Origin of the sequence: Pseudoxanthomonas sp. USHLN014, assembly GCF_037153335.1 — a bacterium.
Lineage (GTDB): Bacteria > Pseudomonadota > Gammaproteobacteria > Xanthomonadales > Xanthomonadaceae > Pseudoxanthomonas_A > Pseudoxanthomonas_A winnipegensis.
Map to the genome: position 1 here is coordinate 1 of NZ_JBBCKO010000015.1, position 13,776 is coordinate 13,776.

The window sequence follows — 13,776 nt, forward strand, 5'->3', positions numbered from 1 at the left end:
CTGCCTGGGGGGCAGAGGGTCGTCGGTTCAAATCCGGCCGTCCCGACCAATCGCAGCTTCAAAATCAAAGGGTTGCCGGTGCAACGCCGGCGGGCTGAAAGACCATCACCTTAATCTCACCCTATCTCCACCCTACGATATGCGCACCGCGCCGGTGCTGACCTCGCTCCACGGCACTTCGTGGCCGTCGAGATATACACGCGTCATTGCCTCCGAGCTGTGGCCCATCAGCGCCTGCACCTGCTTCTCGGTCCAACCCTTCTCGCTGCGCAGCAGCGCGCCGCCCAGGCTGCGGATCTCGTGGAACGTGGGCGGGTGGTCCTCGGGGATGTCGGCGCCGGCGGCGCGCGCGGCGTCCCGCGCTACGGCGAATGCGCGGCTGAGCTGCTCGGGCAGCACCTGGGTGTGGTGGTCCCGCTCCTTCGCGCGCTTGTCGCTCGGCCGGGCCTTTTCCGGTAGCCGGTGGACGATGTAGGGCGACACGACCGCGTCGCGCGCGCCCGCGATCAAGGCGGCCAGGTCCTGGTCCACGGCGATCTTGAGGCGCAGGCCTGTCGAGTCCTCGGTTTTCGCTGGCACGACCCAGAGGTGGCCATCTCGCTGGTCCGAGAACTTCAGCAGCACCACGTCCTCGCGGCGCAGGAGGGTCATCAGGCTGATGTCCATCGCCAGGCGCACCCACGCCGGCGCGGCGGCGTGGATCGCGCGATAGGTCTCCTTCGTCAGCCGCTCCCGCTTGCGCGTGTGGTGGAACTTGCGCGTCACCAACGCTGGGTTCGTGTCGATCCAGCCTTCCTCGACGGCGCAGGCCAGGATCCAGCCCAGCACGAGCCGGAACTGCTGTCGCCCGCGCTCGCTCTCGGTCACCTCGCGGATGAACGTCGCGCAGTCCTTGACGCTTAGCGTGTCCAGGGACATCGCGCCGAATCCCTTCCGGATCCGGTTGATGATGGAGGTGTAGTTCTCGGCCGTCTTCGGCGCCCAGTTCCGTGCCGGCACGTCATCCTTCAGGAACACATCGATCGCGTCGGCCACCGATGCGCCGGCGCCTGCGACCTTCGCGACCAGGTCCACCGACTGCTCGAGCAGGGCATTGAGCTGGCGCGCGGCGGCGAAAGCCTTAGCTTTGTCCCGGCCCATCCACGTCTCTTTTCGGGAGACCGGATGCCGGTACTTGTACCCGTCCCGATTGGGGTACAGGTTTGCGGGCCATCCTGCCCTGGTCTTTGATCGTGTGCGTCCCATCATCTGAAATTACCCCGTTTGCAGGACCCGGGCGACCAGTTCATCGCCGTTGGCCAGCCACGCGTGCTCGTCGACATACCATTCGCCGCCGATCTTGCGGCCGGGCACCTTCCCCGCGCGCATCCATCGCTGGGCCGTGATCTCGCACGGGCGGCTCTCCTCGGCGAAGTACTTTTGGACCCAGACGCGGAGCGTGATGAGCTTCATCAGGCCCCCTCGATCACCAGGCCGCGCAGCTCGGCCGGAAGGATGGCCGTGTCCGGGTCGAGCGGCACAGGCCAGAACCGGCCCACCTCCTGCCAACCGTCAGCGTGCTGTTCCTCACAGATCACGGTCCAGACGTCCACTTCGTCGCGGAAGTAGCGGCGCTCCTGCTCAGGCACGAGCCACCTCCGCGCGCTGAAGCAGCTCGGCCAGCCTGGCGAGGCCCTTCGGGGTCACCAGCACCTGCCCGAAGATCCTCGTCTCGGCGCCCTCGCCGCGCGGGATCACCTTGTGCACGAGCAGGCCGCTGGTGATCCGCGGCTGGTAGGCCAGCCAGGCGGTACCGGGCCGCTTGTGGATCCAGGCATGCTCCTGCATCCACCCGATCAGGTCGCTGGGGCGCATCTGCAGGGCCTTGGCCGCGTCGGTGAGGCACATGGCGCCGCGCGCCGCGGCCAGACGGTCCAGCGCCTCGACCTTCGGCGCCTGGGCGGCCAGCTGCTGCTGCAGGCCTTCCTCGCGCTCGGCGTACCGCGCCAGGAGACTGCGCAGAGCCGCCGGATCGTTCAGCACGGCCATCGGGTCGGCCTTTTGGGTGACCAGCGCGTCATAGGCGCGGATGACCGCCAGGTGGAAGGCGGCGCTGATCCACATGGCGTAAGCGTAGACCAGCTCTTTCACCACGTAGGTGCCCTGGTCGGCGCCGCCGCGGATGACCGATAGCGGATTTCCGCTATCGCCCAGCGCGGCGACCAGCTCTGTGGTCTGCTGGTTGGCCAGCCAGTAGCGCGGCTGGTGCCGCTGCTCGCCGCCGGCCGCGCGGTGCAGGTCGTTCAGGCTGTAGCGGCCGGTGCTGTCCTGCCGAATGGTGTTGCTGGCGATGATCAGGTTGGACACGGGCTCTCCTTCTCGCCCGGGCATCCGTTCCCTTCGTCGGCGGCCACCTCTGCGGCCGTGGCCAGGTGCGCGTGCTGCGCGACCCAGTCCGGGTTTTCGTCGCGCCAGCGCTGCCAGCTGTCGTCGGTCAGCTTCCACTGCACCCACTCCAGGTGATCGGCGCTGGGCTCGAACGGCAGTTCATTGCACCTGCAGCGCTCGCACAGCAGGACGTTGATGCGGCCTCGGCTCCGCCGGGCATAGGCTAGGTGCTGCTCGCAGAAAAACAGGCCGCAGCCGTGAGGCCCGCCGTATGGCTCTTCGCCGCACACGTGCGTCAGCCCACGATCGATCTCGGCGTTGCATCTGGGGTGATCGCAATGCGCCGGCACGCCGTAGCCGATGTCGCGGCTCCAGCGGGTGTCATATCCGATTGACCAGCCCATCAGGGAGCCTCCTGCGGTTGCGTATGCCCCGGGCATCCGTGCCCGCTGTAGTCGAAGCCTTCACAGGCGGGGCCGCAGGGGATGACTTCATGCCCCTGGGCGAGGTGGTCAAAGAGAACCTCCCGGCACTCGTCCGGGCTCAGGAGTTTTCCCGTCGACGCGCTCCGGAACATGCCCCGCAGCTCCCGCTTCGGCCAGCGCAACGCGCCGCGCACGGAGAGGTGGCAGTGGATGATCGTGTTGGTCATCAGACCCACTCCTGCGGCTCGGTCGCGGCGGCGAGGTAGAGCGGATGCTTGGGATGTCCATCTTTCGTCAGGCCGAGATGGTGCAGGCGATGTCCGGCGCCGGTGAGCATGGCGCGCACGCGCCCGGCGCGCTGCAGGTGGCGTCCGTTCACGCCCCAGGCGCACACGATGCGGTCAGCGCGCGCTGCAGCCGCGAGCAGGTGCGCGTTGTTCTCCGGCCCGATCGGGTCGAACGCATTGAGCATGGCCACGGGGTCCGTCGCGCGGAAAGCGAACAGGTTGGCCACCTCCAGGCGGTTGAAGCCCCAGCCGGCGGCGAAGCTGACGCACCGGCGGATCGTGGGGTCATCCACGTCGGCGTCTGCCGTGCTTGGATTGAGCATGACGAACAGGACCGTGCCCGAACCCAACAAGCCGGCCCGACCCAGCGAGTAGCGATAGCGGCCGCATGGGGAAACCATGGCGTCGCGGATGTGGAACTCGGCCATCAGCTTGCCTCCGGAAACAGGATGTCGCGCGCGCGCACCTGGCCGGCCTGGTACTCGACCAGTCCCAGCGTGCGCAGGCGACTGCGCGGGTTGTTGTAGGCACCGCCCTTGGGCGCGTAACCCGCGCGTGCGGCCAGCTCGTCGTTGGGCAAGCCACGCGGGTGGGCCTCGATCAGGACCGAGAGCAGCTTCCGCTCGGGCCCAGGCAGGCGCGCCATCACGGCTTCGTGCAGCGCCGCAGTGCCTGGCGCCACCTGCGGCGCGCGCGCAGCGGCGCGGCCGGCGTCGGTCAGCGTGAGCCCGACAGCGCTGTACTCGATCAGCCCCTTGGTACGCAGCGAGCTGCGCGGGTTGTTCCATGCGCCCCCGCCGATTGTGTAGCCGGCCATGAACGCGACGGCTGTCTGCTCGGGCTGGGGCACGCCGATGGCGTTCATCCACGCGATCGCGTCCAGGATGCGCTGCTCGGGACCGGTCAGCCCGGCCGCCGGCGCCGTGCGAGGCGCGCGCGCGGCGCGAGGGGGCGCGGCCGCCGCCGTCGCGGGCGCGGCAGGGCCGGCCGGCTGCTCGCAGCTGGCCAGGATCTGCTGAGCCAGCCCGGCGATGCGGCGCAGCGCGGCGGACCCATCGCCGGCGGCGCGCGGCGAGGCCGCGGCGACCGCCGCGCGGATTCTCTGCTGCACCTCGGCCTCCGAGACACCGGGAGCGCCGGAGGCTTTCTCCGCGCGGCGCAGTTGGACGGTCAGCTCGACCACGCCGCACGAGGGGCCGGCGTGCGGAGATGCACAGGGCGCCGCCGAACGTTGTGGCGTGACGCGCGGGATTGCGCTGCCAGTGCTTCCGGTCGAAGCCCACCGTGCTCACGCTCCCGTCCTCGCCATCGCGGGTGATGTAATGGGTCAGGTTGTGGTGGGCCACCAGCTTCTCGAGCAGGGGCCGCGCGCGCTTCGACAGCTTCTTGAGGATGCGGAGGTTCATCGGCTCAGGCCTCCACCAGCACGTGACGCTGGCCGCGCGCGTCATGGCGCGAGACGACGCCAGCAGCCTCGAGCGCTTCGATCAGCCAGGCCGCGCGGTTGTATCCGATCTTGAGTACGCGCATGAGGTTGCCGACGCTGGCTCTGCGAGTAGTGACGACGTGCGCGCGCGCCTCAGCCAGGAGCGGGTCGGACTGGTCCTGATCGAGGATTGAGGACGCCTTGCCGACGCGCGCCGGCGGCGCGGCGCCCGGCTCCCCCGCGGGGCGCGCAGCCGCACTCTGCGCGCTCCCCCGCGGTTCGACGTCGGCGCTGATGATCTTCAGCGCCGGTGCCAGCACCTCGAACAGCCTCCGGATCTCCGTCGCCATGAGGGCGAACTGGGCGTCGAGCTCGGCGCGGTGGTCGTCGATGTTGTCGTCCAGCTGCTCGACGGCGCCATCCAGGAACTTCAGCTTCCGGATGATCAGGTCCTCGCCCAGGACGAAGGACAGGTGGTCATCCAGGTTCAGCGCCAGGTGCGTGCACTGCTTGCCGGCCTCCAGGTGCTTGTCGATCTCCTCGCTGCGGATCTCCTGCCGCACGCACCGCACCGCGGCGCCGCCCTCGATCGGATCGGCGAGCTGGCACTCCTCGCCCAGGGTCAGGCCAGGCGGGAGCGGCTCGCCGGCGAGCCAGCCCGTAAGCACCGCCCGGGGCGACGTCTCCGCGCTGAGCGGCAGGGCCGGGAAGGAGCCCATGGCGGCGCGCAGCTCGGAGGCGACTTCCGCGGCGGTCTTGCGCGAGCTGCAGTCCACCGCGATGAAGCCATGACCGCAGTCGATCAGCGCGTCGGTGCGGGAGGGCTTAACGAACGCGCGCGGAAGCAGGTCGTGCAGCAGGTCGTCCTTGAGCCGCTTGCGCGTCTTGCCGCCGGGCCGGCGCCCCTCCTTGGCCTCGAGTTCGTCCAGCTTCCGGGCCAGCATGTCATTCACGACCGCGCCGGGCAGGAGCTTGTTCTCGCCGCCGACGCTGAGCCAGATCGCATCGCCGACGCGGTGCGTGGCGACCTCCTCGTTTCGGCCGAAGGGGCTGATGAAGCCGCGGGAGCTCATCTCCAGCGGGCCCACCGGCTTGAGCGGCGCCTGCGCCACCTGGTCGTCGATCTCGGAGAGGTCGAGCGTGGTCGGGAAGCGCAGCAGCACCAGGTTCTTGAAGAACATCAGAGCACCTCGATGGTGGAGCCGGCCGGCAGCGCGTGCAGGCCGAGATAACGGATGGCTTCGAGCTCGGCCGCGCCGAAGTCGGCGGCTGAGAACTCGAGCGGAAGAGCGCCGGGGACGGAAACCCGGAAGTTGCGGAAGTTCATAGGGGTGGCGCCCCCGTGGCCGCGTCGGCGCCCCCGGCGGCTGGCATACGGCCGGCGCGCAGGTCAGCACGCACGCGCTGCCCGGCCATGCGCCTGACGAACAGCGTCGCCGGCGCGCAGAGGGCGCATGCGAGCCGGTAGCGCTCGAGGCGCCGCTCTGGCGTCATGGTCCGCTCCGTGCCCCGGAAGACGATGGCATCCAGGCGCGGCTGTCCCTTGACGTGCGGCAGTAGCGTCACCTCAGGCATGCCGGCAGCTCCGCATCAGGGTCGTTCGCGCGCACCAGCGCGCGCAGCTCGCCTACGGTCAGTTCATCCACCGCCTTGCCCGTCCCGGCCACGACATGGCCGAGAGCCCTCGTCGCGGCGCCGTTGAACTCGCAGATGCAGCCGATGTCGCGCGACGCCTCGACCAGCTCGCGCTCGTTGGGCCCCCACTCGAACCCGCTCACGGCTGTACCGCCAGATATCCATGCCCCGGCCGGGTTTCCTCCTGCGCGGCCGGGCCTTCGCTTCCTCCAGCCTGTCGCAGTCCAGGCTGGCCGTCTTCGTATGGGGGTGTGCGCTGCGGCGCGCCTGTATCGGTATCCGGTTTTCCCGCAGCACTGACCGGATAGGCCTGACTCGCACCCGTGGGCACACCACGGTTAACCCCGCTCTGTGTGTTCGATTGATCCGCTGGCGACAGCGCGGCGCTCAGGCGCTGGCCGAAGCCGCCGGGCGACGTGTCGTCGAGCGCCAGGACGAAGCCCAGCGCCGCCAGCAGCACGCACGCCGCGAAGGTGTGGTTCTCGGTCCAGGCCTTCATGACGTCTGCTCCGCAGCATCCTGAAGCTGGGAGAGCCACGCTGCGAAGCGCGCCGCTTCCGGCCTCGTTACCGAGAACATGGAGCTGCCCAGAAACAGACACACGTCCGATTCCTCGGGTTGATAATCCAGGAGGCATGGCGCCTCGTCTGACCAGGCCCGACCCACTTCGTAGCCCTTCAACAGGCCATGCATTGCCTCAGTCGGGCGCAGGTGAAGCTTGGCGGTCCACGGCTTGTCGAGGAATTGCCGGGCGGAGTTCTTCGAGACCTCAAGCAGCAAGCCCTCGTAGGTCTCGAGCAAGATCCATGCGCGCAGCGGTCTGTCGTTGTCGGTGGCGTTCACGCGGCACCGTCCTGCGCGGCCTGCGCGTTCTGCTCGGACTTGGCCAGGCGGTAGCCTTGCTGCCTGTCGGTGGCGATGGTCCAGCCCTGCCTGGCGGCGGCCATCTTCTTGCGCAGGCGGCAGACCATCACCTGCGTCACGTTGCTGGTGACGTGCCCGTGGACCTGCGTGCCGTACATCGCCAGTTGCGTGGCGGCGTAGGCGACCGGCTGCTCCGGCGACTCCATGAGGCGGTCCAGGATGCGGCGCTCGAACTTGGTGAGCGGCTGAAGCGCATGCACGCGGTCGGCCAGGCCGGCGACTTCGGGGAAGTCCGGCGACGGGGTGTCGGTGGCGTTCAACGCGCACCTCCCGGCAGCGCCGCCGCGCGCGCAAAGCCACACGTGGCCGCGGCCTTGCCTTCGGACAGCGCGTCGCGCGCCGCGTCGACCAGCGCGAGCGATACCTGCCAGCGCGTGACGCTCAGGCCAGCCTTCACTGCGGCCTTCAGGGCCTGGCCGCAGTCGGGCAGCTGTCCACGGGCGTCGGCATGGCCCAGAGCCTCCAGGGCGCGCGCCGCGCGCTCTTCCCACGTCGGCTCGGTGCCCATGGCGTAGACCGCCACCGCCGCGCAGGTCCGCGCGTCCGTGACGGGCAGGGGGGAGATCTGGCCGGCCTTCACCGGCAGCGCGGTGCTGAGCACCAGGGCGGCCATGAAGATGGCGATGAACGCGAGGTCCTGGCGGGAGATCAGCGGGCGGCGCCGCTGCGGGTGTTGGTTGGGTGCTGCTGGGTGATGCATGGCCTGCCTCCGGGAGTTGAGGCGGGCGGCGGGCGATCAGGTGTGCGCACAGGGGAGGGTGCACACCCGGCGGCCCGCTCGCCGCCGCCGGCGTTCGCCGACGGTGAAAGTAAATCATCGTTTACCCAGAAGAGTCAACAACAATTTACTGAACGGAGCCGCTTCAGGGCCTTGGTAGGACAGCGCAGCTGCCGATTTGAGGATCAGGTCTCCTTGAACGAGGAGGGGCGGGGCGCGATGATCGCGGGAGCCGGGAGCAGCCGGGACGAGCGCATGGAGCGCACGGGGAGACGATGAAGCGATCAGCATTGGCCGCGGTGGCGGTCCTGGCATTCGTAGCTGGCGGCGCGCATGCGCAGGCGGTGTACAAGTGCAAGGGGAAGGACGGAGGCACTGCCTACCAGAGCAGCCCGTGCAGCCCGGACGCGCAACCGGTCAAGGTTCAAGGAACCCGCGCCGCGACCTTGACCGAAGGCGAGATCGCGAATCGGCAAGCCGTCTTCAAGTCCACGGACTTGAGCAGCGCGGGTATCGCAGAGCAGAACTGCCTCAGCGCGGCGAACAGCAGGATTTACGGTTCATCGAACCAGCGGGTGGCGGAGTACCAGGCGCAGATCTCGCGCCTCAACGCGCGCGCGGCCCGCGCCAACAACAACCTGGCCGGGGCCACTTTCGAAAGCGGCCTGCGCACGCAGATTGCCTCGCTTCAGCAGTCCATCGCGCAGGAGCGCTCCGCAGCGGACACGTCGATGAATGCGGAGCGCCAGAGGTGCGGAGACCAGCGCGCTGAGGCCGAGCGGGCGATCGAGAAGCGCTACGCGCCCGCCCACTAGGTCGCTGGCGGCGCGAAGGGCGAGCCGGCGCCGGTTTCAGCACACAGCTCGATCTGCCGCATGCTCTCGAGCAGAGACGCCAACTTGTCATCCGGCAAGTCGGTCACGGATGCCGCGTTCATCTTGTCCAAAGCCATAGTCAGTGCGATTTCGGCATTGCGCCACACCACGATGCGCATGATCTCGCGCACGGCTTTGGCCCGTGGCGACGTGTCCAGCGCGGGCTGAGCTGGTTCATTGGCAGCGAAATAGTCATACGCTCGCTCGGCCGCCTGCTGCGCGGCTGACGGCGCCTGTCGGCGCGGCGAGGCCTCCGCGATCAGTCGGCGGAGCTGTGAGACCTTCTCGTTCATGGCTTCCCTGTGGCGGCCTAGGCCGCTGCGGCACGGACGAACTGCAGCACTTTCGCCCTGGGCAATCCCTCAAGCAGCAGGTCATGCACGAGTAGCGTCACCTCGGCGTGCTTGGAGGGTGGCAGCATCAGATCCTCGCCGTCGAGGAAATCCGCCACCAGCTGGAAAGCCATCCTCCAGTGGTCGAGTTGCACCGACTGAGATTGCGCCACGGCGGTGTCGCGCTGCACTTCAGGTTCGCCGGTGAGCAGCTCATATCCGGTCATGTCGATCGCGTGGGCAACCTTGAAAAGCGTGATGGCTGACAGCTTTTCAAGGTCAGGCGATCCAGAGATCAGATACTGCACGGAGGCCGGATCTACTCCGGCTTCCGACGCCAGGCTCGCCGCATCGAAGCCGGCGCTGGCCATCCCGCGCTGCAGGCGTGAAGTGAACGCAGCTGCGGGAATCGACTGTGCATAGGCATCGCGCGCCGGCCGGGCTGGTCGCTCAGCTTCACGGGGGGCGAGCAGCTCAGTACCGCGACCAATGCGGTAATCCCCGGTCGGTTCCGAGACCGAGAACCGCGCGCCCGTGCCGGTGGCCAGCCATTGCTGCGTCACCCCGAAGTGGCGCGCCCAGGCTTCCATCATCAGGCCGTTTGGCACCTGGTTGGTGCCATTCTCGAGTTGGGACACGTACTGCTTGGTCGTGCCGGCAATCGCGCCCATGGCCGCCTGGGTCAATCCAGCAGCCTTCCGCAGTTCCATCAACCGCTCGCCGATGCTCATGTCAACCATGGTTGACGAGAATCAGTAAATAGCGGTTGACCCCCATTGACCGCAAAAGTAAACGATGATTTACTTCGGCGCATGGACATCACCAAGCGGCAGGCCAAGCAGCGGCTCGCTATCGAACGCGATAGCGAGCTTGCCACTTTCTTCTCGACGACCCGGCAGGCGGTCAGCCGCTGGCCGGAGGACGAGCCTCTTCCCGAGGGGCGGCAGTGGGAGCTGATGGCCAAGCGCCCGGACCTGTTTCCCGAAGAGCTCGGCGCTGCTCGCGCCGGCGCTGAGGGCAGGGCGGCCTGACCCACGTGGCCGGCCCGCTCACCCGCGGCGCTTCCCTGCGCCTCGCCTTCCTGGCGATTCCCCATTTTCCGACTCCGTGTCGCTTCGTCCTTGGCGCACAGCTTCCTTCCAGAGCGAGTTCATGTACATGACGCCCAATCCTCATAAGCCGAGTGAGCCACGCTCCCGGATCATCTTCCGGCACACCGAGGCGACCTTCCGCGCGACCGGCCTGACGATGCAGGCGTTCGCGAGCCGCGTGGCGGACGAATACCAGGCGCGCGTGGCCGCGCCGGACCGCATCGTCGAATTCCACAAGGGCACCACGGTCGACTCGATAGTCAAGGCCGAGAAAGCCAACCTCCAGATCGTCACGCGCTTCCTGCGTGGTCAGGTGAAGCTGCCGGCCGACCTGGAGGAGAGCTGGGTCGCGGCGCTGCCGCCTCAGCATCGGCTGGACTGCGAGCGCGAATTGGCGCAGCGGTACGGGTTCCTCGGCGCCAAGGCCCCGGCCTCGCAGCGCGCCGCGCGCGCGCTGTGCACCGCCCGCGCGACGATCGAGTTTGGCCAGATGCTGCAGGCGATCGCGGAGGTCATGGCCGACGACCAGGTCACGGCCGAGGACCTGCCGCAGCTGCTCGCCGCGCAGAAGGAGTACGGCGACCTGACCGCCGAGCTGGCGACGTTCGCCGCGTCACTCAGCCACGCCATCCAGTCCGTCACCCAGCACGGCGCGGCGGATCCGGCCCAGGCCAGGAACGTGAGGGCGATCCGGTGAACACGGAGCTGCGGGCTTCCCTGGGCCGCGCCATTGCTCGCACGAAGGCGAACGAGAAGACATGGAGCGCGTCTGCGAATCCGTCCGTTTCGAGGGGTAAGCCGAGGCACACGATGGCCGGATACGGCCGCATCGCGATCGCCATGAAGTTCGTGATGTGGGTGATCCAGCAGGATCAGTTTCCCACCGTCGGCGCGGTGATGACGCATTTCGGGTGCTCCGAGGCGACTGCGTATCGCTGGACGGCCGCATACGCGGAAGCCTGCGGCATCGATCCACACAACCGCCACGGGGGCCTGCCCCTGTGAGCATCAAGCTCATGCAACTGGTGTGGGACGCCGATGTGCCGGCGAGCCGCAAGATGGTGCTCCTGTCGCTCGCCGACCAGGCCAACGACAACGGCGAATGCTACCCGCGCATCGCGACGATCGAGCGCCGCTGCAGTATGGGCCGGCGTACCGTTTTCCAGTGCCTCGCCGATCTGGAGACCGAAGGCTTCCTGACCCGCACGGAGATGTCAGGCCAACGTGTGCTCTTCCGGCTGGACGAGCGACTGCTGCGCCAGCTGAGCCTCGACGTCGATGGGATCGAGCACAACCGCGTGCTGGCCGCGGACAGCTTCAAGGCTGCGCAGGCCCGCTCTACCGGTGCGAAATCGGCACCGGTGCAGGATCTGCACCAGCGCGAAATCGGCACCGGTGCGGGTGATGCACTGACCGGTGCGGCAGCGGCACCGGACCGGTGCGGCAGCGGCACCGGACCGGTGCAGGATCTGCACCCCTATAAAGCAACCCCCATTGAACCCAAAGGGAACCCCCAAGAACCCTCAGATCCGCAAGGTGGCGCGCAGGCGCACGACGCTGCCGTCGGTGACAGCAGCGAGCTGACGCCAGGGCGCGTCGTGGTCGCGCTTCGGCGCCGCCACCCGAGCATGCGGCTCAACGCGATGAACCCAAAGCTGATCGCGGCGGTCGCAGCCGGCACGCCGCTCGAGCACTTCGTCGCGATGGCTGACCTGTACCCCGACAAGTCGGCGGGCTACATCGTCGCCGCGGCCCTCAGCCAGTTCCTGGAAGGCAGTGCGCCGGCGCCGGTGTCGCCTCCGCAGGCAAGGGCCGGGCGGCGCGGTGGCCGGCAGACCGGCGCAGCGCTACAGCAAAGCAACCGCTCCGTTGCCGCCGAGTGGCTGGACCAGCAGCACGAGGAGCGGCCATGAACGCGGCCGACCGCCCTCGCTTCGCCGAGCTCATCACCGAGGTCCTGGCGTTTTTCGACAAGCCGGTCACGACGTTCGGCCTGTCGGTGTGGTGGGAGGCGTGCAGGCCGTTCTCGCTGCAGGACGTCCAGCGCGCGCTGAGCCGCCACACCACGAACCCGGAGCGCGGCCAGTTCGCACCGAAGCCGGCTGACCTGGTGCGCGAACTGCAGGGCACCGCCAGCGACCGCGCCTCGCGCGCCTGGAGCCTGGTGTTCGACGCCTGCAGCCGCGTGGGTGCCTACACCGACGTCGTGTTCGACGACCCGATCATTCACGCGGTCATCGAAGACCTCGGCGGCTGGCCGGCGACGTGCCGGACCGAAGCCGACAAGCTCAGCTACGCCCAGCATCGGTTCATCACGGCATACAGCGGCTACGTCAACCGCGGCGACCTCGGTGAGTTCCCGCGCCGCCTCGCCGGCGATCGGTCACCAGACGCGGTCTACGCACAGATCGGTCTGCCGCCGCCGCCACCGGTGCTGGTGGGCGACGCCGAGGGCGCGCGGCTGGTCCTGGCCAACGGCTCAGCGTCGTCGCGTCACGCCCTCACCAAGCTCGATCCCGCGCCGGCCGCCGCCGCGCCACGCCTGTCCTCGCCGGCGGGCGCTCGGGCCGAGATGCCGTCCTGGGCAGGGGTCCTCCAGCAGATCTCCACCACAGCCCGTGAGGACGCCGCCTGATGGCCATCGAGCCGGTCAACCTCCGCCCGTACCACCGCGAGCTGGTGCTCTGGGCGCTGCACAACGCAACCGACGCCATCAGCGCGGCGGAGATCCATGAGCAGGCCGGGGGCCAAGCCCTGCTGAAGCACGGCAAGGAAGGCCTGGACGGTTGGCAGGGCCCGCGCGTGGGCGGCCTGCTGAAGGAACTGAAGGGGCAGGGCATGGTGGCCGACCAGTACCGGCACAACCCGCGCAGCGGCCGCTCCGAGCCCGTGTGGACGCTGGTCGGCCACCGCGCCGCCGGCTATCCCTTCCCGAAGCCGCCGCAGGACCAGCAGCCCCTGCAGGCGGCGCTGCCGATCGGCGATGAAGACCTCATGCCGCTGGTCGAGGGGATCGCGCGCACCCAGGCCTCGCTCGAGACGCTGCGCAGCGCGACCGAAGTGGTCGCCGCGGAGCTGGACAAGCTGCGCGAGCAGGCGCGCAGCCAGTTCGAGCGGCTCGCGCAGTCGCGCCGGGCCCGCGGTGCCAGCCGATGAGCGGGAAGCGCGCCCTGAGATACGCGACCCGGGCCGACATGCCGCCGGGCGTGGCACGCGCCGTGGACGCGCACGACGCGCGCCAGGCTGCCTCCCCGCGCCCGTACAAGCCGGTGCCAGCGGCGAAGCAGGGTGGAGATCTGGCCGCCGGCAAGACCGTGGCCCGCGCGCGGCCGCGCCACGTCGCCGGAGAAATGAACAAGACCGAGGCCGCCTACGCCCAGTACCTGGACGCGCGCATCGCCACCGGCGAGGTGCTCTGGTGGAAGTTCGAGGCCATCCGCCTGCAGCTCGCCCCGAAGACCACGCTGACCGTGGACTTCTTCGTGCAGCTGGCCAACAGCGAGCTTGAGGCGCACGAGGTTAAGGGCTACTGGGAGGAGGACGCGCGGGTCAAGGTCAAGGTGGCCGCCGCGCTCTTCCCGTTCCGATTCATCGCCGTCCAGAAGGACGGCAGCAGCTGGAAGTTCGAGGACTTCGGCTGACCGCACTCATCCCCGACCGGCTCGCACGCGCGCGCCGCTCCCTTCCTGCGGCCTA

At 68.9% G+C, this 13,776-nt stretch carries 25 protein-coding genes and 2 pseudogenes; 8 read left to right on the forward strand and 19 right to left on the reverse strand.

Annotated features, from left to right (window positions below; genetic code table 11):
• Positions 1-132: 132 nt before the first annotated feature.
• The 17 genes and pseudogenes from WFQ05_RS19360 to WFQ05_RS19440 form a co-directional block, all read right to left on the reverse strand.
• Complete coding sequence (locus WFQ05_RS19360; protein ID WP_337054983.1) at positions 133-1,248, reverse strand: tyrosine-type recombinase/integrase; 1,116 nt, start codon at positions 1,246-1,248, stop codon at positions 133-135.
• A gap of 6 nt (positions 1,249-1,254) precedes the next feature.
• Positions 1,255-1,452 carry a hypothetical protein gene (locus WFQ05_RS19365; protein ID WP_337054984.1) on the reverse strand — a complete coding sequence of 66 codons (198 nt, stop codon included), beginning with the start codon at positions 1,450-1,452 and terminating at the stop codon, positions 1,255-1,257.
• Positions 1,452-1,628, reverse strand: a complete 177-nt coding sequence (locus WFQ05_RS19370) for a hypothetical protein (protein ID WP_337054985.1) — start codon at positions 1,626-1,628, stop codon at positions 1,452-1,454. The genes WFQ05_RS19365 and WFQ05_RS19370 overlap by 1 nt, the downstream gene beginning before the upstream one ends.
• Positions 1,621-2,346: a phage antirepressor KilAC domain-containing protein gene (locus WFQ05_RS19375; RefSeq protein WP_337054986.1), complete on the reverse strand. Its 726-nt coding sequence runs from the start codon at positions 2,344-2,346 to the stop codon at positions 1,621-1,623. The genes WFQ05_RS19370 and WFQ05_RS19375 overlap by 8 nt, the downstream gene beginning before the upstream one ends.
• Positions 2,334-2,771: a hypothetical protein gene (locus tag WFQ05_RS19380; RefSeq protein WP_337054987.1), complete on the reverse strand. Its 438-nt coding sequence runs from the start codon at positions 2,769-2,771 to the stop codon at positions 2,334-2,336. Before WFQ05_RS19380 ends, WFQ05_RS19375 begins: the two co-directional genes overlap by 13 nt.
• Positions 2,771-3,019: a hypothetical protein gene (locus tag WFQ05_RS19385; RefSeq protein ID WP_337054988.1), complete on the reverse strand. Its 249-nt coding sequence runs from the start codon at positions 3,017-3,019 to the stop codon at positions 2,771-2,773. The genes WFQ05_RS19380 and WFQ05_RS19385 overlap by 1 nt, the downstream gene beginning before the upstream one ends.
• The gene (locus tag WFQ05_RS19390; RefSeq protein ID WP_337054989.1) at positions 3,019-3,507 is read right to left on the reverse strand and encodes a DUF1643 domain-containing protein; all 489 of its coding nucleotides are present in this window, start codon (positions 3,505-3,507) and stop codon (positions 3,019-3,021) included. Before WFQ05_RS19390 ends, WFQ05_RS19385 begins: the two co-directional genes overlap by 1 nt.
• Positions 3,507-4,262: a hypothetical protein gene (locus WFQ05_RS19395; RefSeq protein WP_337054990.1), complete on the reverse strand. Its 756-nt coding sequence runs from the start codon at positions 4,260-4,262 to the stop codon at positions 3,507-3,509. Before WFQ05_RS19395 ends, WFQ05_RS19390 begins: the two co-directional genes overlap by 1 nt.
• A gap of 227 nt (positions 4,263-4,489) precedes the next feature.
• Positions 4,490-4,684, reverse strand: a pseudogene (locus WFQ05_RS19400) (DNA translocase FtsK); the annotation flags it as partial.
• Positions 4,685-4,789: 105 nt separating this feature from the next.
• Positions 4,790-5,686, reverse strand: a pseudogene (locus tag WFQ05_RS19405) (recombination-associated protein RdgC); the annotation flags it as partial.
• On the reverse strand, positions 5,686-5,832 hold the full coding sequence (locus tag WFQ05_RS19410; RefSeq protein ID WP_337054991.1) for a hypothetical protein: 147 nt from the start codon (positions 5,830-5,832) through the stop codon (positions 5,686-5,688). The gene WFQ05_RS19410 and the pseudogene WFQ05_RS19405, both read right to left, overlap by 1 nt.
• Positions 5,829-6,080, reverse strand: coding sequence for a hypothetical protein (locus WFQ05_RS19415; protein WP_337054992.1), 252 nt, complete (start codon positions 6,078-6,080; stop codon positions 5,829-5,831). Before WFQ05_RS19415 ends, WFQ05_RS19410 begins: the two co-directional genes overlap by 4 nt.
• Positions 6,068-6,283 carry a hypothetical protein gene (locus tag WFQ05_RS19420; RefSeq protein ID WP_337054993.1) on the reverse strand — a complete coding sequence of 72 codons (216 nt, stop codon included), beginning with the start codon at positions 6,281-6,283 and terminating at the stop codon, positions 6,068-6,070. Before WFQ05_RS19420 ends, WFQ05_RS19415 begins: the two co-directional genes overlap by 13 nt.
• The gene (locus tag WFQ05_RS19425; protein WP_337054995.1) at positions 6,280-6,639 is read right to left on the reverse strand and encodes a hypothetical protein; all 360 of its coding nucleotides are present in this window, start codon (positions 6,637-6,639) and stop codon (positions 6,280-6,282) included. The genes WFQ05_RS19420 and WFQ05_RS19425 overlap by 4 nt, the downstream gene beginning before the upstream one ends.
• Complete coding sequence (locus WFQ05_RS19430; RefSeq protein WP_337054996.1) at positions 6,636-6,983, reverse strand: hypothetical protein; 348 nt, start codon at positions 6,981-6,983, stop codon at positions 6,636-6,638. The genes WFQ05_RS19425 and WFQ05_RS19430 overlap by 4 nt, the downstream gene beginning before the upstream one ends.
• Positions 6,980-7,324 carry a helix-turn-helix domain-containing protein gene (locus WFQ05_RS19435; RefSeq protein WP_337054997.1) on the reverse strand — a complete coding sequence of 115 codons (345 nt, stop codon included), beginning with the start codon at positions 7,322-7,324 and terminating at the stop codon, positions 6,980-6,982. Before WFQ05_RS19435 ends, WFQ05_RS19430 begins: the two co-directional genes overlap by 4 nt.
• Positions 7,321-7,764 (reverse strand): hypothetical protein, encoded by a 444-nt coding sequence (locus WFQ05_RS19440; RefSeq protein WP_337054998.1) that lies wholly within the window; start codon positions 7,762-7,764, stop codon positions 7,321-7,323. The genes WFQ05_RS19435 and WFQ05_RS19440 overlap by 4 nt, the downstream gene beginning before the upstream one ends.
• A 293-nt stretch (positions 7,765-8,057) precedes the next feature.
• On the opposite strand from WFQ05_RS19440, the gene WFQ05_RS19445 reads away from it, so the two are divergent.
• The gene (locus WFQ05_RS19445) at positions 8,058-8,597 is read left to right on the forward strand and encodes a DUF4124 domain-containing protein (RefSeq protein WP_337054999.1); all 540 of its coding nucleotides are present in this window, start codon (positions 8,058-8,060) and stop codon (positions 8,595-8,597) included.
• Here the strand turns inward: WFQ05_RS19445 and WFQ05_RS19450 are convergent.
• Together WFQ05_RS19450 and WFQ05_RS19455 are read right to left on the reverse strand one after the other, a co-directional pair.
• The gene (locus WFQ05_RS19450; protein WP_337055000.1) at positions 8,594-8,950 is read right to left on the reverse strand and encodes a hypothetical protein; all 357 of its coding nucleotides are present in this window, start codon (positions 8,948-8,950) and stop codon (positions 8,594-8,596) included. The genes WFQ05_RS19445 and WFQ05_RS19450 overlap by 4 nt on opposite strands.
• A 17-nt stretch (positions 8,951-8,967) precedes the next feature.
• Positions 8,968-9,720, reverse strand: a complete 753-nt coding sequence (locus WFQ05_RS19455) for a helix-turn-helix transcriptional regulator (RefSeq protein WP_337055001.1) — start codon at positions 9,718-9,720, stop codon at positions 8,968-8,970.
• An 81-nt stretch (positions 9,721-9,801) separates the two neighbouring features.
• On the opposite strand from WFQ05_RS19455, the gene WFQ05_RS19460 reads away from it, so the two are divergent.
• The 7 genes from WFQ05_RS19460 (at position 9,802) to WFQ05_RS19490 (ending at position 13,721) form a co-directional block, all read left to right on the forward strand.
• Positions 9,802-10,020, forward strand: a complete 219-nt coding sequence (locus tag WFQ05_RS19460) for a hypothetical protein (RefSeq protein ID WP_337055002.1) — start codon at positions 9,802-9,804, stop codon at positions 10,018-10,020.
• A 121-nt stretch (positions 10,021-10,141) separates the two neighbouring features.
• A complete protein-coding gene (locus tag WFQ05_RS19465; protein WP_337055003.1) occupies positions 10,142-10,777 on the forward strand; it encodes a hypothetical protein in 636 nt (211 codons plus the stop codon).
• Between the two features lie 113 nt (positions 10,778-10,890).
• Positions 10,891-11,085, forward strand: a complete 195-nt coding sequence (locus tag WFQ05_RS19470) for a helix-turn-helix domain-containing protein (protein ID WP_337055004.1) — start codon at positions 10,891-10,893, stop codon at positions 11,083-11,085.
• Entirely contained in the window at positions 11,082-11,993 is a 912-nt protein-coding gene (locus WFQ05_RS19475) for a helix-turn-helix domain-containing protein (RefSeq protein WP_337055005.1), read from the forward strand. The genes WFQ05_RS19470 and WFQ05_RS19475 overlap by 4 nt, the downstream gene beginning before the upstream one ends.
• Positions 11,990-12,715, forward strand: coding sequence for a DUF6475 domain-containing protein (locus WFQ05_RS19480; protein WP_337055006.1), 726 nt, complete (start codon positions 11,990-11,992; stop codon positions 12,713-12,715). The genes WFQ05_RS19475 and WFQ05_RS19480 overlap by 4 nt, the downstream gene beginning before the upstream one ends.
• Complete coding sequence (locus tag WFQ05_RS19485; RefSeq protein WP_337055008.1) at positions 12,715-13,236, forward strand: hypothetical protein; 522 nt, start codon at positions 12,715-12,717, stop codon at positions 13,234-13,236. Before WFQ05_RS19480 ends, WFQ05_RS19485 begins: the two co-directional genes overlap by 1 nt.
• A complete protein-coding gene (locus WFQ05_RS19490; RefSeq protein WP_337055009.1) occupies positions 13,233-13,721 on the forward strand; it encodes a hypothetical protein in 489 nt (162 codons plus the stop codon). The genes WFQ05_RS19485 and WFQ05_RS19490 overlap by 4 nt, the downstream gene beginning before the upstream one ends.
• Positions 13,722-13,776: the final 55 nt, after the last annotated feature.

Excerpts from the sequence above, each read along its gene's own strand:
- WFQ05_RS19465 (WP_337055003.1), top strand. The coding sequence starts at position 10,142 with ATGTACATGACGCCCAATCCTCATAAGCCGAGTGAGCCACGCTCCCGG.
- WFQ05_RS19460 (WP_337055002.1), top strand. The coding sequence starts at position 9,802 with ATGGACATCACCAAGCGGCAGGCCAAGCAGCGGCTCGCTATCGAACGC.
- WFQ05_RS19390 (WP_337054989.1), bottom strand. The coding sequence starts at position 3,507 with ATGGCCGAGTTCCACATCCGCGACGCCATGGTTTCCCCATGCGGCCGC.
- WFQ05_RS19485 (WP_337055008.1), top strand. The coding sequence starts at position 12,715 with ATGGCCATCGAGCCGGTCAACCTCCGCCCGTACCACCGCGAGCTGGTG.
- WFQ05_RS19450 (WP_337055000.1), bottom strand. The coding sequence starts at position 8,950 with ATGAACGAGAAGGTCTCACAGCTCCGCCGACTGATCGCGGAGGCCTCG.
- WFQ05_RS19480 (WP_337055006.1), top strand. The coding sequence starts at position 11,990 with ATGAACGCGGCCGACCGCCCTCGCTTCGCCGAGCTCATCACCGAGGTC.
- WFQ05_RS19360 (WP_337054983.1), bottom strand. The coding sequence starts at position 1,248 with ATGATGGGACGCACACGATCAAAGACCAGGGCAGGATGGCCCGCAAAC.
- WFQ05_RS19470 (WP_337055004.1), top strand. The coding sequence starts at position 10,891 with ATGGCCGGATACGGCCGCATCGCGATCGCCATGAAGTTCGTGATGTGG.
- WFQ05_RS19410 (WP_337054991.1), bottom strand. The coding sequence starts at position 5,832 with ATGAACTTCCGCAACTTCCGGGTTTCCGTCCCCGGCGCTCTTCCGCTC.
- WFQ05_RS19415 (WP_337054992.1), bottom strand. The coding sequence starts at position 6,080 with ATGCCTGAGGTGACGCTACTGCCGCACGTCAAGGGACAGCCGCGCCTG.
- WFQ05_RS19425 (WP_337054995.1), bottom strand. The coding sequence starts at position 6,639 with ATGAAGGCCTGGACCGAGAACCACACCTTCGCGGCGTGCGTGCTGCTG.
- WFQ05_RS19455 (WP_337055001.1), bottom strand. The coding sequence starts at position 9,720 with ATGAGCATCGGCGAGCGGTTGATGGAACTGCGGAAGGCTGCTGGATTG.
- WFQ05_RS19440 (WP_337054998.1), bottom strand. The coding sequence starts at position 7,764 with ATGCATCACCCAGCAGCACCCAACCAACACCCGCAGCGGCGCCGCCCG.
- WFQ05_RS19385 (WP_337054988.1), bottom strand. The coding sequence starts at position 3,019 with ATGACCAACACGATCATCCACTGCCACCTCTCCGTGCGCGGCGCGTTG.
- WFQ05_RS19445 (WP_337054999.1), top strand. The coding sequence starts at position 8,058 with ATGAAGCGATCAGCATTGGCCGCGGTGGCGGTCCTGGCATTCGTAGCT.
- WFQ05_RS19365 (WP_337054984.1), bottom strand. The coding sequence starts at position 1,452 with ATGAAGCTCATCACGCTCCGCGTCTGGGTCCAAAAGTACTTCGCCGAG.
- WFQ05_RS19380 (WP_337054987.1), bottom strand. The coding sequence starts at position 2,771 with ATGGGCTGGTCAATCGGATATGACACCCGCTGGAGCCGCGACATCGGC.
- WFQ05_RS19490 (WP_337055009.1), top strand. The coding sequence starts at position 13,233 with ATGAGCGGGAAGCGCGCCCTGAGATACGCGACCCGGGCCGACATGCCG.